Annotated in this window: 23 protein-coding genes and 1 tRNA gene; 11 read left to right on the top strand and 13 right to left on the bottom strand. The window is 68.4% G+C overall.

Annotated elements, in window-relative coordinates:
* Positions 1-21 precede the first annotated feature (21 nt).
* The 5 genes from NYP07_RS02385 to NYP07_RS02365 all read right to left on the bottom strand — a co-directional run bounded on the left by NYP07_RS02385 (position 22) and on the right by NYP07_RS02365 (position 2430).
* Positions 22-216, bottom strand: coding sequence for a hypothetical protein (locus NYP07_RS02385; protein WP_268147017.1), 195 nt, complete (start codon positions 214-216; stop codon positions 22-24).
* Between the two features lie 138 nt (positions 217-354).
* Positions 355-555, bottom strand: a complete 201-nt coding sequence (locus NYP07_RS02380; RefSeq protein ID WP_268147015.1) for a major capsid protein — start codon at positions 553-555, stop codon at positions 355-357.
* Positions 556-803: 248 nt separating this feature from the next.
* Positions 804-1118, bottom strand: a complete 315-nt coding sequence (locus NYP07_RS02375; protein WP_268147013.1) for a hypothetical protein — start codon at positions 1116-1118, stop codon at positions 804-806.
* Positions 1119-1487: 369 nt separating this feature from the next.
* Positions 1488-1577 (bottom strand) — tRNA-Ser (locus tag NYP07_RS02370).
* A 28-nt stretch (positions 1578-1605) separates the two neighbouring features.
* Complete coding sequence (locus NYP07_RS02365) at positions 1606-2430, bottom strand: symmetrical bis(5'-nucleosyl)-tetraphosphatase (protein ID WP_268147011.1); 825 nt, start codon at positions 2428-2430, stop codon at positions 1606-1608.
* Between the two features lie 184 nt (positions 2431-2614).
* Here NYP07_RS02365 and NYP07_RS02360 point away from each other — a divergent pair, with 184 nt between their 5' ends.
* The 3 genes from NYP07_RS02360 (at position 2615) to NYP07_RS02350 (ending at position 5624) form a co-directional block, all read left to right on the top strand.
* A complete protein-coding gene (locus NYP07_RS02360) occupies positions 2615-3919 on the top strand; it encodes a hemolysin family protein (protein ID WP_268147009.1) in 1305 nt (434 codons plus the stop codon).
* Positions 3916-4650 (top strand): SapC family protein, encoded by a 735-nt coding sequence (locus tag NYP07_RS02355; RefSeq protein WP_268147007.1) that lies wholly within the window; start codon positions 3916-3918, stop codon positions 4648-4650. Before NYP07_RS02360 ends, NYP07_RS02355 begins: the two co-directional genes overlap by 4 nt.
* Positions 4651-4940: 290 nt before the next feature.
* On the top strand, positions 4941-5624 hold the full coding sequence (locus NYP07_RS02350; protein WP_268147005.1) for an N-acyl amino acid synthase FeeM domain-containing protein: 684 nt from the start codon (positions 4941-4943) through the stop codon (positions 5622-5624).
* Here NYP07_RS02350 and NYP07_RS02345 read toward each other — a convergent pair whose 3' ends face one another.
* Complete coding sequence (locus NYP07_RS02345; protein ID WP_268147003.1) at positions 5625-6350, bottom strand: IclR family transcriptional regulator; 726 nt, start codon at positions 6348-6350, stop codon at positions 5625-5627.
* A gap of 71 nt (positions 6351-6421) precedes the next feature.
* Between NYP07_RS02345 and NYP07_RS02340 the strand changes: the two genes are divergently transcribed.
* The 7 genes from NYP07_RS02340 (at position 6422) to NYP07_RS02310 (ending at position 16268) form a co-directional block, all read left to right on the top strand.
* Entirely contained in the window at positions 6422-7390 is a 969-nt protein-coding gene (locus NYP07_RS02340) for an MBL fold metallo-hydrolase (protein ID WP_268147001.1), read from the top strand.
* 3 nt (positions 7391-7393) lie between these two features.
* Positions 7394-8983, top strand: coding sequence for an FAD-dependent oxidoreductase (locus NYP07_RS02335; RefSeq protein ID WP_268146999.1), 1590 nt, complete (start codon positions 7394-7396; stop codon positions 8981-8983).
* The gene (locus NYP07_RS02330) at positions 8980-9180 is read left to right on the top strand and encodes a DUF2783 domain-containing protein (RefSeq protein WP_268146997.1); all 201 of its coding nucleotides are present in this window, start codon (positions 8980-8982) and stop codon (positions 9178-9180) included. Before NYP07_RS02335 ends, NYP07_RS02330 begins: the two co-directional genes overlap by 4 nt.
* A complete protein-coding gene (gene hmgA / locus NYP07_RS02325; RefSeq protein ID WP_268146994.1) occupies positions 9173-10465 on the top strand; it encodes a homogentisate 1,2-dioxygenase in 1293 nt (430 codons plus the stop codon). The genes NYP07_RS02330 and hmgA overlap by 8 nt, the downstream gene beginning before the upstream one ends.
* The gene (fahA, locus tag NYP07_RS02320; RefSeq protein ID WP_268146992.1) at positions 10462-11694 is read left to right on the top strand and encodes a fumarylacetoacetase; all 1233 of its coding nucleotides are present in this window, start codon (positions 10462-10464) and stop codon (positions 11692-11694) included. The genes hmgA and fahA overlap by 4 nt, the downstream gene beginning before the upstream one ends.
* Positions 11695-12180: 486 nt before the next feature.
* The gene (locus tag NYP07_RS02315) at positions 12181-14790 is read left to right on the top strand and encodes a TonB-dependent receptor (protein WP_268146989.1); all 2610 of its coding nucleotides are present in this window, start codon (positions 12181-12183) and stop codon (positions 14788-14790) included.
* A gap of 158 nt (positions 14791-14948) precedes the next feature.
* On the top strand, positions 14949-16268 hold the full coding sequence (locus tag NYP07_RS02310) for a sugar MFS transporter (RefSeq protein ID WP_268146987.1): 1320 nt from the start codon (positions 14949-14951) through the stop codon (positions 16266-16268).
* Positions 16269-16473: 205 nt separating this feature from the next.
* Here the strand turns inward: NYP07_RS02310 and NYP07_RS02305 are convergent, their stop codons facing one another.
* From NYP07_RS02305 to NYP07_RS02275, 7 genes are all read right to left on the bottom strand, one after another.
* Positions 16474-17961, bottom strand: coding sequence for a tryptophan halogenase family protein (locus NYP07_RS02305; protein ID WP_268146985.1), 1488 nt, complete (start codon positions 17959-17961; stop codon positions 16474-16476).
* A 3-nt stretch (positions 17962-17964) separates the two neighbouring features.
* The gene (locus tag NYP07_RS02300) at positions 17965-19479 is read right to left on the bottom strand and encodes an ATP-binding protein (RefSeq protein ID WP_268146983.1); all 1515 of its coding nucleotides are present in this window, start codon (positions 19477-19479) and stop codon (positions 17965-17967) included.
* Positions 19469-20185, bottom strand: coding sequence for a response regulator (locus NYP07_RS02295; protein WP_268146980.1), 717 nt, complete (start codon positions 20183-20185; stop codon positions 19469-19471). Before NYP07_RS02295 ends, NYP07_RS02300 begins: the two co-directional genes overlap by 11 nt.
* Positions 20182-21486 carry an ABC transporter substrate-binding protein gene (locus NYP07_RS02290; RefSeq protein ID WP_268146978.1) on the bottom strand — a complete coding sequence of 435 codons (1305 nt, stop codon included), beginning with the start codon at positions 21484-21486 and terminating at the stop codon, positions 20182-20184. The genes NYP07_RS02295 and NYP07_RS02290 overlap by 4 nt, the downstream gene beginning before the upstream one ends.
* A 355-nt stretch (positions 21487-21841) precedes the next feature.
* On the bottom strand, positions 21842-22987 hold the full coding sequence (locus NYP07_RS02285) for a type IV pilus modification PilV family protein (RefSeq protein WP_268146976.1): 1146 nt from the start codon (positions 22985-22987) through the stop codon (positions 21842-21844).
* Between the two features lie 22 nt (positions 22988-23009).
* The gene (locus tag NYP07_RS02280) at positions 23010-24287 is read right to left on the bottom strand and encodes a PilX N-terminal domain-containing pilus assembly protein (protein ID WP_268146973.1); all 1278 of its coding nucleotides are present in this window, start codon (positions 24285-24287) and stop codon (positions 23010-23012) included.
* Positions 24284-24658: a hypothetical protein gene (locus NYP07_RS02275; protein ID WP_268146971.1), complete on the bottom strand. Its 375-nt coding sequence runs from the start codon at positions 24656-24658 to the stop codon at positions 24284-24286. The genes NYP07_RS02280 and NYP07_RS02275 overlap by 4 nt, the downstream gene beginning before the upstream one ends.
* Before the next feature lie 134 nt (positions 24659-24792).
* Here NYP07_RS02275 and NYP07_RS02270 point away from each other — a divergent pair.
* Positions 24793-25120, top strand: a 328-nt coding sequence (locus tag NYP07_RS02270) for an IS1595 family transposase (protein WP_268146969.1), incomplete at its 3' end; no start/stop codon positions are given.

The following is a 25120-nucleotide window of genomic DNA, read 5'->3' as shown; positions in this document are numbered from 1 at the left end:
TTGCGATGAGGCTTGCCCAGGTCATACGGAAGAGTCACGGTTAAACATCCTGGTGACGACCATGCGAGCGCAAAGGATGGCGACCAGGGCGCTGAGCCAGGCGGCGAGCGCCGGTGCCCAGGTCTGGATATCTTGCGGCTCGCACGGCTGGAGGTCGACGGTTACGGCCCTCGTCGAGGTGCCCGACGCGGAATCGACGCGCAGGGTGTAGGTCAAGACGGTGCCCGTAACTGCCGGGTTAGAGCAGGAGGCGACTCCGGCGCCAGTGACGCCGGAGATGGACGAGCAGGCCGAAGCGGCCAACTCCGCAGAGTCGCGGTAGCAGACCGCACCGAAGCCGAGCCCGTCCACGGGTCACCGACCGAAGAACTTGCGGCGGATGTAGTTCGCGCCCCAGACCGCGAGGGCCAGGGTGGACAGACCGCCGGCCACGGCCAGCGCATCGGTCTGCGTGGCAGTGATCTGCGCGGTGATGTCAGTCACCGCAGCAGAGGCGGCGGCCGAGGCCACCAGGGCGCCGACGGCCAGGAGGCCGCGAACGATGGACTTGTTCATGAAGAACCTTTCACGGTGCGATTGAAGGAGGCCCGGCCGGTGCACCACGCCTGGCCAGGCCGGGAATCAACGCGCGGACTTGGAATCGGCGACGGCCCAGCAAAGACTGGGGTTGCACCCCAGCCCCCGAAGGGCTTCGCCCCTCCCGCAAAGCGGGCCCCTCCCCAATACAGGTCTTGAGGAAGGCGTGACGCACAGAGCGGGGCTCTTCAAGAACCACCGGGACGCGCCAACCAACGCCGCCACGATCAGGCCTGCTTGGCGGGATTCGGAGCCTTCGGGGTGCCGTAAGTGCCGGGCGGGACGGGGGTCAGGTCGGTCAGGACGGCTTCGATGCGGCGGCTGGCAAAGTTCGAATGCAGGGCGAAGGAGCCCGTATAGACACCGGGAAGGGCCTTGTCGCGCAGAGACTTCGGGACCTGGAGGACGCCGACCTGATCGATGGAACCGTCTTCCTTGAGCAGCAGGCACTCGGCGTCCTGCATTTCGTAGGGATTACCGGTCTTGCGGCTGACGCCGGACTTCAGATCGTTGAGCTTCAGGATTTGGATGATGGATTCCATATAGCACCTCAATGGTGAAGCTCGCACATTGCGAGCAACGCCACCATATGCCACAGCTCGCAATGTGCGAACAAGAGACCACGTAACATGCTCACCTATTGCGACCACCCAGACAGCACATGCGATCCACGATGGACCTGCTCGACCAAGCGCTGCAACAAGGCACGCTCGCACACTGGACACGAGAGCTGCAGCTAGCACGCTCAACACTGCCAACGGCAAAGAGTCGAGGGCACCTAAGCCCAGGTATAGCTGGGCTTATGGCTCAAAAACTGGGTGAGGACCCAGTAAGCTGGATCGTCGTAGCCGCACTGGAACAAGAGTCCGGCGGCAACGGCCGCGGCCATGTACTGGCACACCTAAAAGAAGTGGCGGAAGCGGTGAGATTCGAACTCACGGAGACCTCACGGCCTCGGCGGTTTTCAAGACCGCTGGATTAAACCACTCTCCCACGCTTCCGAGGGCTGCGCATTCTACGGGGCCTGGCTCAGGCGCCCGGCCTCTGCGCCTGTTCGCAGGGCACCTGGATGATCTCCCGGGTCGGGCCGTCCACGCGCGCGGCGGTGAGCTGGCCGCCCCAGACGCAGCCGGTGTCCAGCCCCAGCAGATTGGGCCGGTCCAGCAGGCCCAGCGTCGACCAGTGTCCGAAGGCGACGGGCACGTCGGCCGTGCGCCGGCCCGGCGCGTCGAACCAGGGCATGTAGCCTGCCGGTGCCGCGTCGGCGCCGTCCTTGGTCTTGAAGTCCATCGCGCCGTCGGCGGTGCAAAAGCGCAGTCGCGTCAGCACGTTGACCGTGAAGCGCAGCCTGGCGTCGCCGGCGAGGCCGGGATCCCAGCGGGCGGGCTCGTTGCCGTACATCGCGTGCAGGAAGTCGGGCAGGTCCGGGCCGCGCAGCACGGCCTGCACCTCGGCTGCGGCGGCGAGCACGTCGTCGCGGCTCCATTGCGGCACGACGCCGGCATGCACCATCAGCCAGCCGGCCTCGAACAGGGCCAGGTGTTGGCGGCGCAGCCAGTCGATCAGGACCGCGCGGTCGGGTGCGGCGAGGATGTCGTCCAGCGTGTCGCCGCGGTGGGTGTGGCGCACGCTGTGGGCCATGGCGAGCAGGTGCAGGTCGTGGTTGCCGAGCAGGCAGCTGGCCGCGTCGCCGAGGGCCTGGAGCCTGCGCAGCGTCGCCAGCGACTGCGGCCCGCGGTTGACGAGGTCGCCGAGCAGCCAGAGCCGGTCGCGCGAGGGCGAGAAGTCGATGAGGGCGAGCAGACGTTCGAGGGCATCGCAGCAGCCTTGGACGTCGCCGATCAGGTAGTTCATGGGCGGGGGGAGATGGAGGGCGCGATGCTAAGGCCGCATCCGCTGCCGGCGGGCTGGTCGGCGCGAAGCGGGGCGACCGGGCCGCCCTCGGGAATGTGCGATGGGCGCCGTCATGGGCATCTGATAGTCTGACTGGCTTCGTTTTTGCCCACGCGCCACGGGTTTTCCCGCTCCGGCGCCTTCGATGGACACCGCTCTCGTTCTCTTTCTGATCCTTCTCAACGGCCTGTTCGCGATGTCGGAAATGGCCTTGACCGCAAGCCGCAAGGCGCGGCTGCAGGTGATGGTGGAAAGCGGCGATGGCGGCGCGCAGGCCGCGATGGACCTGCACGACAACCCGACCCGCTTCCTGTCCACGGTGCAGATCGGCATCACCGGCATCGGCGTGCTGAACGGCATCGTCGGCGATGCGGCCTTCTCCGGCCCGCTGTCGCGCTGGCTGACCGAGACCTTCCACCTGAACCCGCATGCGACCGACATCGCGTCGACGGCCCTGGTCGTCGTCATCATCACGCTGCTGACCATCGTCTTCGGCGAACTGGTGCCCAAGCGCATTGGCCAGATCTACCCCGAGACGGTGGCGCGCCTGGTGGCGCCGACGATGAACTTCATCTCCATCGCCGCGCGCCCGCTGGTGCGCACGCTGAGCTTCTCCACCGAGGCGACGCTGGGCCTGCTGGGCCTGCGCAACCGCGGCTCGCGCGGCGTGACGGAGGAGGAGATCGCCGCCAGCCTGGAGGAGGGCCTGGACGCCGGCGTCATCGAGGAGCACGAGCACCAGATGGTGCGCAATGTGTTCCGGCTGGACGAGCGCCAGATCGGCTCGATGATGATCCCGCGCGCCGAGATCGCCTGGCTGGACGCCGAGGCCACGCCGGCCGAGGTGCTGGCCGTGCTGCGCGAGCACGGCTTCAGCCGCTATCCGGTCTGCCGCGGCGGGCTGAACGACGTGCTGGGCGTGGCCTCGGCGCCGGCCCTGCTCGCGCGGCTGCTGGACGGCCAGCCGCTGGACCTGACCGAGGGGCTGGAGGCCCCGCTGTTCGTGCCCGAGACCCTGTCGGGCATGGAGCTGCTCGAACATTTCCGCGTGTCGGACGCGCCGCTGGTCTTCGTCGTCGATGAGTACGGCGAGGTGCAGGGCGTCATCGCCGTGCGCGACGTGCTGGAGGCCATTGCCGGGGAGTTCAACGCCCCGAGCGACGGCGACGCCTGGGCGGTGCAGCGCGAGGACGGGAGCTGGCTGATCGACGGCCTGATCCCCGTGCCCGAGCTGAAGGACCGCCTGGGCCTGAAGGAACTGCCCGAAGAGGACCGTGGGCGCTACAACACCCTGGCCGGCATGATCATGCTGCTGCTGGGGCGCTTGCCGCGCACGACCGATGTCGTGGAGTGGGACGCGTGGAGATTCGAGGTCGTGGATCTCGACGGCAAGCGTGTGGACAAAGTGCTGGTCAGTCGTCTGGCCGAAGAACCTGGAGAGAGAACATGAGCAACCCCCCGATGTATGGCGAGCTGCAGCCGCTGGACCGCGAGGCCCACAAGAACCTGAAGCTGGACACGGGCAAGACCGTCGTCGGCCGCGTGGCCGACCAGAACTCGGTCTTCCTGGCCGCCGTCGAGTTCGGCGACGCCTGCAAGGAATACCCCATCGTCTTCGTGCGCGCCGGCGAGGGCGGCCCCGAGGGCAAGCCCGCCGTGGCGCCGCTGGCCGTGCTGGGCCTGAAGCCCGGCTCCAACCTCTATGTGCAGGACGGCAACTGGACCGGCGGCTATGTGCCCGCCTATGTGCGCCGCTACCCCTTCGCGATGGCCCGCCTGGACGGCAATGCCAACAACCTCGCCGTCTGCTTCGACAGCCAGTGGGCCGGCTTCAACGACACGACCGGCGAAGCCCTGTTCAAGGACGGCCAGCCGACCGAGTTCCTGACCAATGCGAAGAACTTCCTCGAGAACTTCGAGCAGGAAGCCGAGCGCACCCGCCTGATCTGCAACCTGCTCGTCGAGATGGAGTTGCTGCAGGACATGCGCTTCGAGGCCACCCTGCCCAACGGCGAGAAGATCGACGTCGAGGGCTTCCTCGCGCTGGACGAGAAGAAGTACGGCGAGCTGCCCGACGACAAGGTGCTGCAGCTGCACCGCAACGGCCTGATCGCGCTGATCGAGATGCACCGCCTGTCGATGGGCAATATGAACCGCCTGGCGGCCAGGTACGCGGCCTGAGCGCGCTGCGCGCCCGCTCCGAGGCCACGCCGATGCGCGGCCTTTTTTGGTGCGCCCAGCATGGGCGCACTCCTGTGGGTGCAAGTCCCATCGTAAGTTGATCACGACGAACGAAGCGCAACTGCGTGAGGCCGCCTTTGCCGCCGAAGTGGCCGCCCCCTCCTGGAACAGGGTAAACCCCGTTTTGGCGTCATTTATGTGTATCGGTGTGTGAGTGGCCGGGAAAAATCACATTTCAATCCCTAGACTCCACGGCTCGGCGTGTTGAGCCCCACCCTAGGATGCAGTCGATGATCCCCTTCTTCAAAGAAAGCCAGCGCGCCCCGCTGAACCCCTTCGGCGGTCCGCCGCTGGAGTTGAACAGCGACTTCGGCGCGATCGAAGGGGATGCCCTCGACCTGATGGAGCGCCGCTACAGCGACCGCGGCCTGCTGACCCGCGAGCGCTACAGCAGCCGCAACGAGGATGGCGACGTCGTTTGTTCCGCGCGTGATGGCGAGCGCACCATCGGCACGATGAGTGTGCGCTTCGACGGCCACGGCGGCCTGCACACCGACCTGCTGTTCGAGGCCGAACTGGCCGAGTGGCGGGCGGCCGGTGTCAGTCTCTGCGAGTTCGGCAGCCTGGCCGTGGACCGCGATGCGCCGGAGTCCAAGCGCGTGCTGGCGCAGATCTTCCACCTGGGTTATCTGCATGCCCATCGCCGGGCGCGCTGCGATCGCCTCGTCATCGAGGTGAACCCCCGCCACGTCGCCTTCTATCGCCGTTGGCTGGGCCTGTTGCCTTACACGACGCCGCGGCACAACCCGCGCGTCGATGCGCCGGCCGTGCTGATGAGCATCGACTTCGCCACCATCCGCGAGCAGATCGCGCTGCTGGGCGGCCGCCCGGAGCTGATGCCGACCTCGCGCTGCCTGTATCCGCTGTTCTGGGGCGCGGCCGCCGAGGCCGCGATGCTGGCCCGGCTGCCCTGATCAATGCCCCAGCCTGCGTGACAGCAGGGCGGCCGCGTCACGCAGCGCGGCCACGGGTGCGCCATCCAGGGCCGTGTCGAAGCTTGCGCTCGGGCCGATGGCCGTCAGCGCAAGCACCAAGCGCCCCGCGGCATCGAAGACCGGCGCCGCCGCGGCGCTGACCCCGGCCACGACGCCGTCGCGCGACGTCGCCAGCCCAGCCTCTCGCACCGCTGCCGTCGTGGCTTCGTCGGGCAGGCGCTCTCCCAACGACACCGCCTCCGCGGCCCGCCAGCAGGCGAACAGCCGGCCCGAGGCCGTGCCCGACAGGCTCATCACCGTGCCATGGCGCATGCTGACGTGCACCGGCGTCGGCCCCTCGGCCACGCGCACGATGGTCGGCCCGCGCGTGCCCCACACGGCAATCGCCACCGTGTGGCCCAGTTGCAGGGCCAGATCCTCGATGACCGGCGTGGCCAGCCGCACCGGGTCGTACTGCTGCAGGCTGATGAGGCCGAGCTGCAGCGCCAGCGGTCCGAGGCCGTAGGGCCCGCTGCCGCCGTCCTGCTCCACGAGGCCCAGCTTGATGAAGCTCACCAGATAGGGGTGGGCCTTGGCCGGCGTCATGCCCGCGTCGCGGGCCAGATCCTTCAGCGCCATCGGGCGGCCGTGGTGGGCCAGGGCCAGCAGCAACTGCCCGCCGACCTCGATGCTCTGTATGCCCCGCGGGGCCTTGGCGTCATCCATTTGAAAATTCTATATTGATGAATTGATTTGGAATAGGTTAAATTTCGCTCAGCGACTACCGGAGACTGTGGATGAGCGTCAAAGCCTTTGCCTCGCAAGCCGACCTGGAAGAAAAGCAGGTCAGCTTCGAGCGCCTGTCCGAGCATGCCTGGGCCTACACGGCCGAGGGCGACCCCAACACCGGCATCGTCATCGGGCGCGACGCGGCCATGGTGATCGACACCCAGGCCACGCCCGTCATGGCGGCCGACGTGATCCGCCGCATCCGCGAGGTGTCGGCCGTGCCCATCAAATACGTGCTGCTCAGCCACTACCACGCGGTGCGGGTGCTGGGCGCGTCGGCCTTCAAGGCCGTGGGCCTGGAGCAGGTCATCGCCAGCGATGCGACGCTGGCCCTGATCCAGGAACGCGGCGAGCAGGACAAGGCCAGCGAGATCGGCCGCTTCCCGCGGCTGTTCCGCAATGTCGAGTCCGTGCCGCAGGGGCTGACCTGGCCGACGCTGAGCTTCTCGGGGCGGCTGACGCTGGACCTGGGTGGCGTGCAGGTCGAGATGTTCTCGCCCGGGCGCGGCCACACGGCCGGCGACACGGTGGCCTGGCTGCCGCAGGAGCGCGTGCTGTTCAGCGGCGACCTCGTCGAGTTCGACGCGACGCCCTATTGCGGCGATGCGCATTTCGAGGACTGGCCGGCGACGCTGGACGCGATCGCCAGGCTCGACGCGGCCGCCCTCGTGCCCGGCCGCGGCCCTGCGCTGAAGGGGGCAGGGCAGGTGGCCGCAGGCCTGGCCGGCACGCGCGCCTTCGTCAGCGAGCTGTACGCCGCGGTGCAGGCCGGCGTGAAGGCGGGCGAGGCGCTGAAGCCGGTCTACCAGCGCACTCTTGAAACGCTGCGGCCCAAATACGGCCACTGGGTCATCTTCGACCACTGCATGCCCTTCGACGTGACGCGTGCCTATGACGAAGCCGGCGGCACCGCCCACCCGCGCATCTGGACGGCCGAGCGCGATGTCGAGATGTGGAAGGCGCTGGAAGGAGGCTGAGCCATGCAGCTCCCGTCCTACCCCTACCACCAGAGCCTGGAGCAGCGCTCCGGCCAGCCGCAGCGCCGGCCCGTCGTCATCGTCGGTGCCGGCCCGGTCGGGCTGACGCTGGCGCTCGACCTGGCCCGGCGCGATGTGCCGGTGGTCGTCATCGACGACAGCGACCACATCGGCAGCGGCTCGCGCGCGGTCTGCTGGGCCAAGAAGACGCTGGAGGTGTTCGACCGCCTCGGCGTCGGCGAGCCCGTCGCGCGCGAGGGCGTGCGCTGGCAGCGCGGCCGCGTCTTCCACGGCGAGCGCGAGGCCTACGGCTTCGACCTGCTGCCCGAGGCCGGCCACAAGATGCCGGCCATGGTCAACCTGCAGCAGGACCAGGTCGAGGCCCGCCTCGTGCGTGCCGCGCAGCTGGAGCCGCGCATCGAGCTGCGCGGCCGGCATGAGCTGATCGGGCTGGAGCAGGACGAGGCTGGCGTCACGCTCAATGTGCGCACGCCCGACGGCCTGTTCGACATGCGGGCCGACTGGGTCGTCGCCTGCGACGGCGCGCGCAGCCCGACGCGCACGATGCTGTCCTTGAGCTTCACCGGCCAGGTCTTCGAGGACCGCTTCCTGATCGCCGACGTGAGGCTCGCGCCCGGCGCCCGGCCGCGCGGCCTGGACCCGGCTCGGCCCGAGCGCTGGTTCTGGTTCGACCCGCCCTTCCACCCCGGCCAATCGGTGCTGCTGCATGCGCAGGCCGACGGCCTCTGGCGCATCGACTTCCAGCTCGGCCGCGACGCCGACGTCGAGGCCGAGAAGCAGCCCGAGCGCATCAAGGCGCGCGTGAGCGAGATGCTGGACGGCGCGCCCTTCGAGCTGGCCTGGTCGTCCATCTACCAGTTCGCCTGCCGGCGCGCGGAGCGCTTCCGCGTGGGCCGCGTGCTGCTGGCCGGCGACGCGGCCCACCAGGTCTCGCCCTTCGGTGCGCGCGGCGCCAACAGCGGTGTGCAGGACGTCGACAACCTCGGCTGGAAGCTCGCCGCGGTGCTGAAGGGCGAGGGCGCTGATGCAGGTTTGGGCTTGCTGGACAGCTACGAGTTCGAGCGCATCGAGGCGGCCGACGACAACATCGGCCACTCGACGCGGGCGACCGATTTCATCAGCCCCAAGAGCGCGCTGAGCCGGCGCCTGCGCAAGGCCGCGCTGGACCTGGCCGCCCACACGGCGTTCGCCAAACCCCTGGTCAACAGCGGCCGGCTCTCCATGCCGACCGAGCATGTGGACTCGCCGCTGAGCACGCTCGACGACCAGGCCTGGGCCGGCGGCCCCGGGCCCGGCTGCCCGGCGCCCGATGCGCCGCTGGAAGCGGGGGGCTGGCTGAGCGAGGCGCTGGCCGGCGGCTTCGCGCTGCTGGCCTTCGGCTGGCCGGTGGCGGTGGAGGGCGTGAAGCTCATCACCCTGCCCGGCGAGGGCCTGGCCGCGACGCGCTACGGCGCGCGGCCGGGCAGCCTCTACCTGGTGCGGCCCGACGCCATCGTCGCGGCGCGCTGGCATGCCTTCGACGCCGCGGCCGTCCGCGCGGCCCTGGCGCGCGCCCATGGGAGGTCCGAATGAGCAAATTGAACCTGACCCCGAATTTCGGCGACGAGGCCGATGCCTTCTATGCCGAACTGATCGCCGCCCAGGCCGACCTGGGCGACGCGCAGGCCGCCGACTGGCTCGCGAGGCTGACCCTGATCCTGTGCAACCACATCGGCGACCGCGAAGTGCTCAGGCAAGCCTTCGCGCTGGCCCGCGAACATCATGACTGAACTGACCTCCCTGCAATACATCACCGGCTTCGGCAACCAGCACAGCAGCGAGGCCGTGCCCGGCGCGCTGCCCATCGGCCGCAACAGCCCGCAGCGCGCGCCCCACGGCCTCTATGCCGAGCTGCTGTCGGGCAGCGCGTTCACGGCGCCGCGCGCGCAGAACCAGCGCACCTGGCTCTACCGCCGCCAGCCCTCGGTCGTCGTCGGCGGCTACACGCCGCTGGCCCATGCGCTGTGGAAGAGCGGCGCGGCTGCCGGCGAGGCCGCGCCGCCCGACCCGCTGCGCTGGGGCCCGACGCCGCTGCAGGGCGAGGGCGACTTCATCGACGGCCTGCGCAGCTATGCGGTCAACGGCGAGGCCGGCACCGGCGGCATGGCCGCGCTCGCCTATGTCGCGACCCGAGCCATGGGCCGCCGCGCGCTCGTGAACGCCGACGCCGAGATGCTGCTCGTGCCTCAGCAGGGCCGGCTGCTGGTGACGACCGAACTGGGCCGGCTGGAGGTGGCGCCGGGCTTCATCGCGCTGCTGCCACGCGGCATGGCCTTCAAGGTGGACCCGCTGGACGGGCCCGCGCGCGGCTATGTCTGCGAGAACCACGGCGCGGCCTTCCGCCTGCCGGAGCTGGGCCCCATCGGCTCCAACGGCCTCGCCAACGCACGCGATTTCGAGACGCCCACGGCCTGGTACGAACAGGAAGCCGGCAGCTACGAGATCGTCAAGCGCCACGGCGGCCAGCTCTGGCGCGCGACCCAGGGCCACAGCCCCTTCAACGTCGTCGCCTGGCATGGCAACCTCGTGCCCTGCCGCTACGACACCGCGCGCTTCATGACGATCAACACCGTCAGCTTCGACCACCCGGACCCCAGCATCTTCACGGTGCTGACCAGCCCCAGCGACACGCCGGGCTGGGCCAATGTCGACTTCGTCATCTTCCCGCCGCGCTGGATGGTGGCCGAGGACAGCTTCCGCCCGCCCTGGTACCACCGCAACGTGATGAGCGAATTCATGGGCCTGGTGCTGGGCCAGTACGACGCCAAGCCCGAGGGCTTCAAGCCCGGCGGCGCCAGCCTGCACAACAGCTATGTGCCGCACGGCCCCGACACCGAGGCCTTCGACAAGGCCAGCAACGCCGACCTGAAGCCCCACAAGCTGGACGCGACGCTGGCCTTCATGTTCGAGACCCGCTGGCCGCTGAAGCCCACCGCCTGGGCGCTGCGGGACGCACCGCTCGAGAAGACCTATGCCGACTGCTGGCAGGGCCTGAAGGACGAATTCAAAGCATGAGCCACATCGATCACACCCACGACGCCGCGGCCCTCTCCTGGGTCGCCTCGGCCAACGACCCCGCCACCGACTTCCCGCTGCAGAACCTGCCGTTCTGCTCCTTCCGGAGCAAAGGCACGCTGGAGCCCTGGCGCGTGGGCGTCGGCATCGGCGACCAGATCCTGGACCTCTCCACCTGGGGCATCGCCGACCTGAACGCGCTGATGGCCCGCCCGGCCAGCGAGCGCCGCGCGCTGCGGCACCGCCTGTTCGACACCTTGAAGGCCGGCGCACCCGAGGTCGAGCTGCTGCCCCAGGCCCAGGCCGAATACCGCGTGCCCTGCCGCATCGGCGACTACACCGACTTCTACACCGGCATCCACCACGCACGCGCGGTCGGCAAGCTGTTCCGCCCGGACAACCCGTTATTGCCCAACTACCAGTGGGTGCCCATCGGCTACCACGGCCGCAGTTCCTCCATCGTCGTCAGCGGCACGCCGTTGCGCCGCCCCAAGGGACAGGTCAAGTCGCCGGAGGCCGAGGCGCCGGTGTTCAAACCCAGCGCCCGCATCGACTGCGAGCTGGAGCTGGGCCTGTACGTCGGGCCGGGCAATGCGCTGGGCGAGCCCTTCGGCATCGACGAGGCGGACGCGCATGCCTTCGGCCTGACGCTGCTGAACGACTGGTCGGCCCGCGACATCCAGCCCTGGGAGTACCAGCCGCTGGGGCCCTTCCTGGCGAAGAACTTCGGCACGACCGTGTCGCCGTGGATCGTCACGATGGATGCGCTGGAGCCCTTCCGCATCCCGTTCACGCGGCCCGCCGAGGACCCGCAGCCTCTGCCCTATCTGGACTCGCCCGCCCACCGCGCCGGTGCGGCCTACGACATCGAGCTGGAGGTCTGGTTCAAGACGCCGTCGATGGCGGCACCGACACGCCTCTCGCGTTCCAACCTGCGCCACGCCTACTGGTCGCTCGCGCAGATGCTGACCCACCATGCCAGCAACGGCTGCAATCTGCAGCCGGGCGATCTGCTGGGCACCGGCACCCTCAGCGGCCCGCTGCCCGACGAGGCCGGCTCGCTGCTGGAGCTGACGCTGGGCGGCAAGCAGCCCATCACGCTGCCGGATGGCGAGCAGCGAACCTTCATGCTCGACGGCGACCAGCTCGGCCTGCGCGCGTTTGCGGAGAAACCCGGATTCCGCCGCATCGGATTCGGCCCCTGCGACGGCCTGATCCTGCCCGCCTAGGGTCTGCTCGCACCCCGGCAATGGGTCGCGAAGGCTCGCCATCAGGGGCCAATCAAGGCGCAGCGCGCCGCCCGCACTCATGTGCGGGCCAGCGATGCAACGCCGAGTGGCCCCTGATGGCGAGCCTTCCCGAAGGGTTGCTACCAGAAAGGCCGCGCGCGGCGTTGCAAATCCTCGTCGGGCAACCTGCCCGGCTGCGGTTTGCGCCTTGCTCGCGGCCTTTCTGGTAGCAACGCGACCCGTTGCCGGGGTGCGAGCAGACCCTCGGCTGTCTTGCGCCTTCGTAACGTCGGCGCAATGAAGTCCAACAAAGCGCAACGCGGTGCTCCGGGGCGCGCCTGCGCCGCTAGATTGCCGGCACTGACCAGGCGCCGCGCACGAGAGACAAGCCGGCCCTGGTCTTCCTGAGTCGTGCCCATGCCGGTGGCCCAAGCACCGGCGCGGGTACCTTGTTGTCCGACAGAACTCGTTGCCCAGGAGCACCACGTGGCCAAGCCTCAATTCAAGCAAAAACTCTTGCCCCATCTCATCGGTCTGACGCTGGGAGGCCTGGCGGTGGCGCCGGCCTGGGCCCAGCAAGCGGCGGCACCGGAGAAGCAGCAGCTCGACACGGTGGAGATCACCGGCGTGCGCGCCACGCTGAAGAAGAACCTGTCCGAGAAGCGCGAGGCGCAGAACATCGTCGACTCGATCAGCGCCGAGGACGTGGGCAAGTTCCCCGACAAGAACGTGGCCGACTCGCTGCAGCGCGTGCCCGGCATCTCGGTGGACCGCAGCTGGGGCGAGGGCCGCGACATCTTCGTCCGCGGCACGGACAAGAACCTCAACATGACGCAGCTGAACGGCCAGGCCGTCGCGTCAGCCTACTGGTGGAAGAACGACTCGCAGAGCCGCGGCTTCAACTACGACATCCTGCCCTCCGAGATCGTCGGCAGCCTGGACGTGCACAAGAGCCAGTCGGCCGACCTGGACGAAGGCAGCATCGGCGGCCTGGTCATCGTGAAGACGCGCCGGCCCATGGACTTCAAGGCGCCGCTGACGCTGCAGGGCTCGCTGGAGGAGACCTACAGCAAGCTGCCCAAAAAGACCGACCCGCAGGTGGCGGGCCTCGTCAACTGGAAGAACGAGGACAAGACCTTCGGCGTGCTGCTGGCCGTGAGCCGCCAGCAGCGCACGATGCGCCGCGACGGCCTGGAGGACTTCACCGACGCGACCAAGTACACCATCGTCGACCAGAACAATGTCTCGACGCCCAACGCCTACGCGTCCTGGGGCGGCGGCTCGGCGATCTTCCGCCAGGACCGCGAGCGCACGACGACCAATCTGGCGCTGCAACTGCGCCCGAATGCGCGCACCGACCTCGTGCTCAATGCGATGAACTCCGACATGAGCATGAACAACAGCAACCAGAACTACCTCTGGCAGGCGGGTGGCCTGGCGGACGCCAACGGCGTCATCCATGTGACCAGCCCACGCTTCATCACGACGTCCAACGGCACCCAGGCCCTGGTCGGCGGCACCGTCGGGCCGACCAATGGCGTCAGCTTCGAGCCCATCTTCCGCCAGTCCTACATCAAGAGCCGCGTGCTGGACCTGGACGGCAGCTACGAGGGCGACAACTGGCGCCTGCACGGCCAGGTCGGCACGACCTCGGGCTCGGGCGGCAGCAAGCACGACCGCAATTTCTGGTTCACCGGCACGACGCGCACGACCTTCAACATCGCGCCAGACACCTATGAGGTCTCCTACCTCGACATCAACCCGCTGGACCCGAAGGCGCTGACGCTGCAGAGCTCGCGCGACTGGATCCGCAAGATGGAGACCAAGGAGAACTACGCGCAGGGCGACGTGACCATCGACATCTCCAACTCGCCCATCACCGCGTTCAAGTTCGGCCTGAAGCTGCGCGACACCACCGTGCAGAACCACCGCACCATCGGCACCGACGGGCCGGGCAACCCGGGCTGGCAGTCCTTCACGCTGGCCGACCTCTCCACCGGCCCCTCGCCGCGGCTGAGCCAGGCCGCGGCCACGGCCGGCTCGCTGACGCAATACGCCTGGGTGGACGACGGCCTGGCCGCCAGCAAGGGCTTCCCGATGTACGACAAGGGCATGGTCTACGCCGAGGCCAAGGGCGAGTTCTACAAGATCAACGAGAAGATCACGGCGCTTTACGGCAAGGCCGACTTCGCCGTCGGCAAGTGGCACGGCGACTTCGGCCTGCGCCTGGTGCGCACGCAGCAGATCTCGGAGGCCAACCAGGATCTGAGCGGCACCGGCAACTACGCGCTGGGCAGCCAGTCGCGCTCCTACACCGACGCGCTGCCCAGCGTGAACGCGGTCTACGACCTCAGCAAGGAAGTGCTGGTCCGCGCGGCGGTCGGCCGGGCGATGGCGCGCAACACCTACAGCGACCTGAGTGCGGCCACCGAGGTCAGCGGCACGACCAATGCCGCCACGGCCGGCAACCCGCTGCTCAAGCCCTACCACGCCAACCAGGCGGAGATCGGCGTCGAGTGGTATTTCGCCGATGCCTCGCTGCTGTCGGCCACGCTGTTCACGAAGCGGCTCGACACCTTCATCTACACCTCCACCGCGAGCGAGAACGTCGGCGGCGTGACGCGCTCGGTCACGCGGCCGCACAACGCCGACAACGGCGCCAAGATCAACGGCCTGGAGCTGCAGTGGCAGCAGGCCTTCGGCAACAGCGGCTTCGGCAGCCTCGTGAACTACACCCTCACGGACGCCAAGGCCGGCAGCGTGGCCGGCGCACCGCGGCTCAACGTCGTCGGCAACTCGCGCCACCAGTTCAATGCGAGCGGCTACTACGAGCAGGGCGGCCTGAGCCTGCGGCTGTCCTACAACTACCGCTCCAAGTCCTATGGCGGCCTGGACGAGGGTGGCCAGGACGTGACGAGCGCCTATGGCCAGTGGGACGCGACGGCTGCGTGGGACATCACGCCCAAGGTCACGCTGTATGCCTCCGGCGTCAACCTGACCAACTCGCTGATCAAGACGAACACGACCGACGGACTGCCGGTCGGGGTCTACGAGAACGGCCCGCGCTACACGGTTGGCGTGCGCGCGAAGTTCTAAGCCCCCCGTCCGGTCTCGCCGCGCTGAACGCGGGCGAGCCCAGCCGGCCCCCCGAGGGGGCGGCGATGCGTGCGGCATTGAGCCGCACGCACATCGCCCGCGGGCCGGCTTGGGGCGGCCCGGCGCTCGTCCCGCGTTTCATCCGTTGCGCAGCTTTCATGCACACCAAGACACCCAATTCCACGGCAGGCCAGGGCGTGCTGCTGCCCATGATCTTCATCGGGCTGATGTTCTTCATCCTCGGCTTCGTGACCTGGCTGAACGGCTCGCTGATTCCTTTCCTGAAGATCGTCTGCGAGCTGAACAACTTCCAGGCGCTGTGGGTGACCTTCGCCTTCTACATCGCCTACACCGTGATGGCCCTGCCGTCGGCGGCGATCCTCGCGCGCATCGGCTACAAGCGCGGCATGACGGTGGCGTTGGGCGTCATGGCCACCGGCGCTCTGGTCTTCATCCCTGCGGCGCGCTCGGGCGCTTACCCGGTGTTCCTGCTGGCCCTCTTCACGCTGGCCAGCGGCATGACGCTGATGCAGACGGCCATCAACCCCTACATCGTCTGCATCGGCCCGCGCGAGAGCGCGGCCATGCGCATCTCCATCATGGGCCTGTTCAACAAGGGCGCCGGCATCGTCGTGCCGCTGGTGTTCACGGCCATGATCCTGTCGGGCATGGAGCGCTTCTCCGAGCCGGCGCTGGCGGCGCTCGACGCCGCCGGCCGCGAGGCCCTGCGCAACGAGCTGTCGCAGCGCCTGGTCTTCCCCTACGCCGTGATGGCGGCCGGCCTCGTGCTGTTCATGGCGCTGATCCATTTCTCGTCGCTGCGCGAGCCCGAGCTGGAGGCGGCCGATGTACCGTCCGGCGAGGTCAGGCGCTGGGGCGTGTTCCAGCATCCTCAGGTCGTGCTCGGCGCCATCGCGCTGTTCGGTTATGTCGGCGTCGAGGTCATCGCCGGCGACACCATTGGCCTCTACGGCCGCCAGCTCGGCGTGGCCCACTACGGCGTGCTGACCTCCTACACGATGGGCTTCATGGTGCTGGGCTATCTGCTCGGCGTCGCGCTGATCCCGCGCTGGCTGTCGCAGCGCATGGCCCTCGTGGTGTCGGCCGGCACGGGCCTGCTGTTCGCCAGCGGCATCGCGTTGACCTCCGCGACGAGCAGCGGCCTGTCGCAGGCCCTGCTCGGCTGGGCCGGCGTGCCGGCCGTGCCGGACACGGTGTTCTGCCTCGCGCTGCTCGGCCTGTCCAACGCGCTGGTCTGGCCGGCCATCTGGCCGCTGGCGCTGGAGGGCCTGGGCAGGTACACGGCCGCTGGTTCGGCCCTGCTCATCATGGGCATCGCGGGCGGTGCGCTGATCCCGATGCTGTATGGCCACCTGGCCGACGTCAGCAGCCCGCAGCGCGGCTACTGGGTCATGCTGCCCTGGTACGGACTCATCCTGTTCTACGCGCTGTTCGGTAGCCGGCTCAGGCGTTGGTGAGTCCTTATGGCCGGCCGCTCCGCTGCGGTCGCGGTCGGTCGCAGCTGTAACGCGCGACGGCTACTTCCGGCCAGGAACGGTCGGTCGCTACAGGAGGCTTTCGGTTAGGCTAGCTTTGAATTGAAAGTTGAGGAACCTGGATGCCTTGGATCAGAGTTAGGCCGTCGCCGACGCGGCTGAACGGGCGGCGCCTTGTCCGACCGCCTCACTGACCCAACAGCTGACTGCGGTGTGAGCTGAATGTCGTTGCCATCGGCCCCAGTCGCGCCTTGGCTTGAGCCGCCGTGACGGCCTGCGGCGCCGCGCGCAGCTCGGCCGGAAACCGCCCCATGCCGGCGAAGAGGGCATACCAGGACGGGCGCAGATACATCAGCGCCGAGCCGTGGCTTTCCAGCTCGGCCTCGAAGTCGCCGCCGCGGTCCCAGACGTCCAGCAGGCTCGCGAGGCGGTCCGAGATGTGGCGGTGCGCGCGGTTGGCCCGCCAGTAGTCGGTGTCGCGGCGTGTGTTGAGCCGGTAGTGGGCGACGACGTAGTCGCGCACGCCTTCGAACATCCCGTTGACGCGGCGGTTGTAGTCGGCCTGCCGGCCGCGGCCGAAGTCGTCGGCTTCGAGGGCGGCGATGAGGCCCTCGACGCTGAGCTGGATCAGCATCAGCGCCGTCGCCTCCAGCGGCTCGATGAAGCCTTGCGCCAGGCCGACGGCCACGCAGTTGCGCGACCAGTGCCGGTCGACGCGGCCCACGCGCATGCGCAGCCGCCGCGCGCTCGCGCCCTCGGCCGCGGCGCCGAGGTGCTCGCGCAGCTCGCGCTCGGCGTCGTCGTCGCTGATGAAGTCGCTGCTGTAGACGTAGCCATTGCCGTAACGCGTCGTCAGCGGGATCTGCCAGGCCCAGCCGTGGCGCAGTGCGGTCGACACGGTCTCCGAGGGAATGTCCTCGCCGTCGACCAGCGGTGTCGGGATCGCGATGGCGCGGTCGTTGAACAGGTTGTCGCGGTAGGGCAGGAAGGGCTCGCCCAGCGTCTCGTTGATCAGCAGGCCCTTGAAGCCGCTGCAGTCGACGAACAGGTCGGCCGCGATGCGCGTGCCGCCCTTCAGGTGGACGGCCGCGATGTCGCCGCCCTCGTGCTGCTCGACGCGGGCTATGGTGTCGACGACGTGGCGCACGCCGAGGCCCACCGCATGGCCGCGCAGGAAGACGCCGAGCTTGCCGGCGTCGAAGTGGTAGGCGTAGTCGGTGCCCGGCCCCTCGGCTTTGTAGAGCGGCGCGCGGCGCTGCCGGGCCAGCTCGGCGGCGAGGAAGAAGTCCTGCGGGTTGGCGTCCGCCGCCTGGCCGCGGCGGCGCAGGCAGGCGTTGGTGAAGAACTGGTTGCCCAGCTCGCGGTCGGCCTCGTTGAAGAAGGGGTGGACGTAGCTCTCGTAGCCTTCGACGCTGCTCCAGCCGGGGAAGCGGATGCCGCATTTGTAGGTCGCGTCGCAGGCCGGCATCCAGTCGCGCTCGGCGATGCCCAGCGTCGCGAAGAAGCGGCGCAGATAGGGCGTGGAGCCCTCGCCGACGCCGACCGTGCCGATCTCGGCCGATTCGATCAGCGTGATCTCGATGCCGCGCTCGCGCCAGCGTTGGCGCAACAGGCAGGCCGTCATCCAGCCGGCCGTGCCGCCGCCGACGATGGCGATGTGTTGGGGTGGCGTCATGGTTCAGCCTGCGGGTAGGGCCAGGCGCACTTCGAAGCCGCCTTCGGGATGGTTGCGAAAGCGCACCGTGCCGCCGTGGTCGGCGACGATCTCGCGCACGATGGACAGGCCGAGGCCCAGGCCTTCCTTGCGCATCGCGGCGCCGTGGTCCAGGCGCGTGTAGGGCTGGCCCAGCCGAGCCAGCGCGGCCTCGGGCACGCCGGGGCCGTGGTCGCGCACGCTCAGCACGACGCTGCCGTCCTCGGCCGCCTCCATGCGGACCTCGACCGGCTGCTCGCCCTCGCCATAGAACATCGCGTTGTCCAGCAGGTTGCCGATGGCGCGCTTGAGCGCCAGCGGCTTGCCGAACACCGTCAGCGGCCCGCCCTCCAGCTCCACCTTGTGCCCGCCCATGCGCGCGTCGCGCACCATCTTCTGCAGCACGAGGTCGATGCGCAGCGGCGCGCGGTTCTCGTGGATGTCGGTGTCCTTCACGATCTGCAGTGCCGTCTTCACCATCATGTCGAGCTCGTCGAGATCCTCATGGAACTCGTCCTGCACGGCGGTGTCGTCCAGCAGCTCGCTGCGCAGGCGCAGCCGCGTGATGGGCGTGCGCAGGTCGTGCGAGATGGACGCGAACAGGCGCTCGCGGTCGCCGATGTAGCGGCGGATGCGCTCCTGCATGTCGTTGAAGGCCTCGATGGCCTGGCGCACCTCCTGCGTGCCGCTGACGCGCAGCGGCTTGGGCGCGACGCGGCGGCCCACGCGCGCCGCCGCCTGGCCCAGGCCGGCCAGCGGGCGCGTGATGGCGCGCACGGCGATCAGCGTCAGACCGACGGCCAGGCCGAGTGCCAGCAGTTGCGGCGTCAGGCGCTGCCAGGTGAAGAACTCCAGCTGCTCCAGGAAATAGGGGTCGGGCAGGGTGCTGCCGAGGTAGAGCCACTGGCCGGGCTCGGTCTCGGCCTGGATGACGAGGAAGGGCGCGGGGCGCTCGGCGGTGATCAGCGAGGGCTCGACCCAGCTCTCCGGCAGGTCGCCCAGCAGCGCGCCGGCGGGCGACACGGCCAGGCCGACGGGCGAGGCCAGCACGACGCGCAGCGGCGTTCCCTTGGGCAGCAGCGCCGCCAGCTCCTGCACGACCTGCTGCTCCAGCATGCGCGCCATGGGCTGGCCGGCCAGCGGCGTGACGGCGACGGCGGCCGTGTTGAAGAAGACCAGGAAGCGCGTGCCGCCCATCGTGCGCAGCTGCTCGATGAGCAGCGGCCGGTAGGCGGCGGGCAGCTCGCGCAGCGCCCGCACCGCGCCGATGGCGCCGCCGGCCACGTGGTGGGCGGCCAGCTCGGTCTGGCGCCGCACGCGCTGCTCGATCTGGCTGTACCAGACGAGGTTGACCGCCAGCTGCACCAGCGCCAGTCCGCCCAGCATGGCCAGCACGAAGCGGCCCTGCAGGCTGTCGAACAGGAAGCTGCTGGCGCGCTGCCACCAGCGGCGGGCGGGCAGCGGCGGGCCGAGGCCCGCCTCGGCCACTTCAGAGGGCATGTCGCGCCGTCACGGTGGTCGAGAAGACGTAGCCCGAGCCGCGCACCGTCTTGATGAGGGCGGGCTGCTTGCCGTCGTCCTGCAGGCGCTGGCGCAGGCGGCTGACCTGCACGTCCAGCGAACGGTCCAGCGGCCCCAGGTCGCGCCCGCGCGTGACCTCGGCGAGGCGGCTGCGGTCCAGCACCTCGCCGGGGTGCTCCACCAGCAGCTTGAGCAGCTGGTAGTCCATGCCCGACAGCGCCGAGGCCGTGCCGTCGGGGTCGATGAGGCGGCGTTCCAGCAGGTCCAGCGTGAAGCCGTTGAAGGCGTAGTAGCGCGGGGCCTGGGCCTTCTCGTGGCCGGCGCGGCGCGTGATGGCCTTGATGCGGGCCAGCAGCTCGCGCGGGTTGAAGGGCTTGCCGAGGTAGTCGTCGGCGCCCAGCTCCAAGCCGACGATGCGGTCGGTCTCGTCGGCGCTGGCCGTCAGCATGATGACGGGCACCTCGGAGCGGCGCCGCACCGACTGGCACAGCGTGAAGCCCTCGGTGTCGGGCAGCATCACGTCGAGGATGCACAGGCTGATCTCGTCGCGGTGGCGCTCGAACTCGGCCATGAAGCTGGCCCCGTCGTGGGCCAGCAGCACCTCGTACTGGTTCTTCTCGAGGTAGGTCTTGAGCAGGCTGCGGATTTTCTGATCGTCGTCGACGATCAGGATCTTGCGGGTCATGGGGAGGCTTTCTTGGGCGCGAGCGCGCGCAGCAGGCCCTGCAGCTTGCGCTGCGTGGCGGCGGGCGTTTGGCTCGGGTCCAGCGCAAAGCGGTGGACGGTTTCGATGATGGCGTTCTTGCCGACCTCGCCGAAGGCCATGCGGTGCACGAGGCTGGGCACGCGCGGCGTGTTCGGGTTGGCGAAGAGGTGGAAGGACGCCTGGGCGCAGGGGTCCAGCTCGTCCACCGGCACGTCGCGGCGCACGGGGATGGAGCCCTTGATGCGGTTGTAGCCCAGCTGCAGCGTCGCGCTGCCGAGCAGTTCGGCCATCTTCTCCTGGTCGGCCTGGCTGCCGCCGTTGCCGGCCAGCATGGCCAGCGTGTCGATGCTGTAGAGATGGGCCTGGGCCGTGCCGGGCACGGCCTTGCAGCCGAAGTCGCGCTCGCCCTCCAGCCCCATCGTGCCGAGCTCGCCGCGGGCCCAGTCGCCCATGATCATCATGGCCGAGCGCTCGGCCGCGAAGTCGGCCACGACGTCGGTCCAGGGCCGCTCGCCGGGGGGCGCGCCGCTGGCCGGCAGGGCCAGATCGCGCCAGGCGCGCAGGCGCTTCAGGGCGCGCTCCAGCGCGGGGTCGGCGAAGGCGGCGACGTCGCGCTGCTCCAGCATGCGCCGGTACAGCGCCGGGCCGGCCTCGCTGAGCAGCATGGCCTCGAAGACCGTGGCCACCTGCCAGGGCTCGTCGCTGAAGGCCACCGGCGTGATGCCGGCCGCGCGCAGCCTGGCGGCGGCGTGCTCCAGGCCGTCCCAGTCGCTGGGCAGCTCCAGCCCCAGGCGCTTGAACACCGCCTTGTTCAGGTAGAGGTTGTTGATGCGCTGGATGCCCAGCGGCGCCGCGACGACGTGGCCGTGCACCGTGACCTGGGCCATGACCTGCGGGAACATGACCTTGGACCAGTTGCGCCTGGCCGCGATGCCGTCCAGTTCGAGCAGCAGGCCCATGTCGGCCCATTCGGTCATGGACTGGCCGTTGAGCTGGGCCACCTTGGGCGCCATGCGGCGCAGGATGCGTTCGTTCAGCACCTTGATCGCGGGGCCGCCGCCGCCGCCGGCCACGGCGCCGTCCACCCATTTCAGGCCGTTCTCGGCCATGCGCGCGGCGACATGGTTGGCCGCGGCGCGCTCGCTGGCGGAGGTCCACCAGTGCAGCACATTGAGCTCGCCCGCGCCGTCGACGGGCGTGGATGCCGCGGGCACCGGCAGGCCGGCCGCCAGGGCCGCGCAACTCCAGGGCAACAGCGCCAACGCCAGCATGCGGCGCATCTTGCGGGCGACCCGGCGGCGCCAATCTTGCGTTTTGTACGACTTCGGTAAGGTTGTGTGACTCAAGGAGGCCGCCGGCTGCCGGGAGGCGGCGATTGTCTTGATCCACGGCCCGTCTGGCGATTGGGGCTTTCGCCGCCCATCAAGCGGGATGGGCGAAGCGCACGGCTGTGGGCATCCCCGGAGTTTCGAGGTTCATGGCTCGGCCCGCGATCGCCGGGACGTCCGGGAGTGCATCCGCACCCCGCGCCCGCACGACCAGGGCAGGCCACGGGCCATGCACGGCCTTGGTGCGGATAGGGCGCCCAACTGCGTCGAGGCCCGCCTAGCGGTTGGGCGCCTGCGGCGGGCCGGGTCAGTCCGGGTTGGCCGGACAGCCGCTCGCATTCGCCGTCGTGCAGGACTGGTGCAGCACGGTGCCCGGCAGGTTGGAGCAGTTGGCGTCTCCGGTGATGACGTAGTTCTGCTGGTCCAGGGATTCGTTCACCGCGACATAGGGCTGGACATTGCGCATATTGTTGTCGGCGCCCGTGGAGGCCGGATACTGATAACGGCACACGAGATAGGGGGGGCTGCCGCTGGACATGCCGGTCAGCTGAATCGTCCCGGCCCAGGTGCCATTGGCCCCATTGACGGTCATCACGCAGAGGTAGTAGTTATAGCCGGGAATCGGCTGGCCAGTATTTTGATCCTTGGCCGGGCCGTAGATGCATTCGGTGCTGCCGCGGGAGACGGTGCCGGTGGTCTGAGACAGGTTGAGGCCGGTGGCCGGTATCGTGGCGGGTGGCTTCTTGCCGCCCATGGATACATAGCCGGCAACGATATAGGCGTTATAGTTGGGGCATTGGCTCAATTGGCTGGCGCTGACGATGGTGAAGGTGCATTTCATCACCACATAGCCCGTCGCATTATTGAAGACGACGGCGAAATTGTTCGCCAGCTGGTAGGCACTCTGGCCGCCGCCAAGGTCCAGGGACTTGACAGGGATATTCAGGTTGCGATTGAACGGGCGCTTGATCGTGCCATTGCCCGGCAGCGGGAAATTGAGAGCACCGGCCAATGCGGGGTCGACCTTGGCAATCACCGAATTCAGCGTGACCGTGTTCATCGTGACCGCGCCAGTCGTTGAAGCTCGGTCGGCCCATGTGACGTCCACCTGAATCGGCCGGTAGGAATCCGTCACCGCGCCGCCCACGGTCCACTTCCGGGTGAATGAGGCATTCGACCCCGTGGGCGTGTCGCTGCCGCTGGCCATGTCGGCCCAGGCGACCAACCCCGTGCCGGAGCTGATGGCATTGAAGGAGCGCAATTGCTCCAGCTGCTGCTCGGCCAGGCGCGTCGCCTCGCTGCGCTGGCGGCCGAGATCGGCCTTCTGGTGCAGCATTCCCTGCAGGCCGATGATGGCGAGCATGCCGAATGCCATGATGGCCATGGCGATGGCGGCTTCGATCAGGGAGAAGCCGCGCTGGCGTGCCGTCGGGTGGTTGCAGAAGGATGGCATATTCGACCTCAAGGTATGCCGGTCACCAGTCGCGCCAGCTGCCCAGCAGCTTGACAATCGTGCCGCTGGCGGTGTTCATCGAATTCAGCACGTCGGGTGAATAGGTCACCGTGCCGTTGCCGTTCGTCTTGAAGGCGGCGCAGGTCACCAGGGCGCCCGCAATATTGGAGGCGCCGGTGCCCAATGCATTGTCGACGGCATCGTTTGAGAATAGAAGGCCATAGATATTGATGTTGCCGTTGATTTTCACGCTCCCTGCAGATACCAGTGTCACGGGATCGGTGGGAGTGCCGAGATCGGTGCCGGCGCTGTTGTTGTACGAGAATCCATTGGGCAGGTAGAAGGCTCGCCATCCGGAGTTGTAGGCGTTGACGATTTCGGTCGGGCAACTCGCTATATTGCAGTCGATGGTCCGGGTTCCCGGGGCGTTCTGATATTCCTGCAGCGTGGTGCCGAAATAGGCGTTGAACATCTTGGACTGGTTGCAGGAGGTGTCCGATCCGGCCAGGCTGGACAGCGAGGTGTCTCCGGCAATGATGGCGTTCTGAACCGGCTGGCCCGGGAGGGTGGTCGTGCCCGGGGGGGTATTGCTCGTCGTGCCGGAGTTGACGAGCACGCCATTGGTGGCGACGTCGGTGTTCACGGCGTTGAACGAGCCGCTGAAGTTGCAGGAGGTGCCGCAGGTGATGGCGGCGGCCGGGTTCCCGGGCGTCAGCGGGCTGGGTTTGACCAGGGCCGTCACGGTGGCGTTGGCATCGGCGCCGGAGGCCGACGCGGGGGTGCAGGCGGCACTTTGGGGCGTACACCCCGTCGACGTGATCTGCACGACGTTGGCGTAGCCGGCCAGCGGCGCGAACGTGACCGTGAAGCTCGATTCCACGGTGCTGCCGAGGCTGGCTGTGCCCGCCGCCGTCGGGCATGAGCAGGTCCAGGCATTGCCGTTGCGCCGGCAACCCGGAAAGATATTGGTAACCGGGGTGAAACTGGTCTTGACGGGTTTCAGATACAGCTTGCGGAAGTTGGTGCCGGCCGTCGCCACGTCATTGCAATTGGCATCGATATTGCTGGGGTGGTTCAGCATGCCGATGGCCCACTCAAGGCCGGCCTCGGCAACTTCCTGGGCCGACGCCTGCCTGGCCACATTGGCCGACGTGCGCTGCTCGAAAATGACGTTGCGGTTGGTATAGAAAACCGACACCATCGTGATGAACAACAATATGACCGTGAGCGTGAGCGTGCCGGCCCCTCTTTCGGAGCGACGGGTATGCGGCGGTGGCATCAGGGCTTTGGCGTATTTCATGAGCATGCCCCCGTGGTTTGATCGTTGCGCGCGCGGATCGTCGTGTTCATGGTTCTGACGACGGTGCTGTCGAGCGCGGATGTTGCGGTCAGGACGAGGTCGTAGCGGCGAATGAACATCTGCGGGCAGTTCGGCGTACCGGCCAGGCATACCGTCGGGCAGCGATAGCCGAGAGAGAGTACGGGGGGGCTGCTGTCCGTCACTGAAAATGCCGTGATCTTGACGAAATTCGGGTCATTGAGGCTTTGTACCGTGCCGCTTGCCGTTTGCATCTGGAGCACGCCCGTCGTGGTATTGAGCTGATATCCGAACTGCTCGTTGGCGTCGAGGGTATTGTTTTCGACCGCGTCGCGGGAGAAGCTGTAGGACACGCTTCCGCTGGTGGCTGACGAGGCCGCAGTCATGGCCGCATAAGGATTCCTGATTGGTAACGTGCCTCAGCAGGCTCACGCCATGAGCTACCCGACCCGTAATCTGACCTCCGAACCACCCCGGAGTGCAGACCATGGCGTTCAACTTCATCCAGTTCCAGCGTGGCATGTCGCTGCCTGAATTCATGGCCTGCTTCGGCAGCGAGGAGCAGTGTGCGGCGGCACTCAAGGCCGCCCGCTGGCCGGAGGGATTTCGCTGCCCCCGCTGTGATCGCGCCGAGCACTACATCGTCGGCCATGGTGCGCGCCGGCTCTTTCAGTGCCAGGGCTGCCGCCACCAGACCTCGCTGACCGCCGGCAGCCTGATGGAGCACACCAAGTTGCCGTTGCGTTTGTGGTTCTTGGCGATCTACCTCATCAGCCAGGCCAAGACCGGGCTGTCCTCGCTGGCTTTGAAGCGCC

This window comes from Pelomonas aquatica (genome assembly GCF_026712205.1).
GTDB lineage: Bacteria > Pseudomonadota > Gammaproteobacteria > Burkholderiales > Burkholderiaceae_C > Pelomonas > Pelomonas aquatica.
The sequence above is the reverse complement of the archived record's forward strand: the minus strand, read 5'-3'. Positions and strand labels throughout refer to the sequence as shown.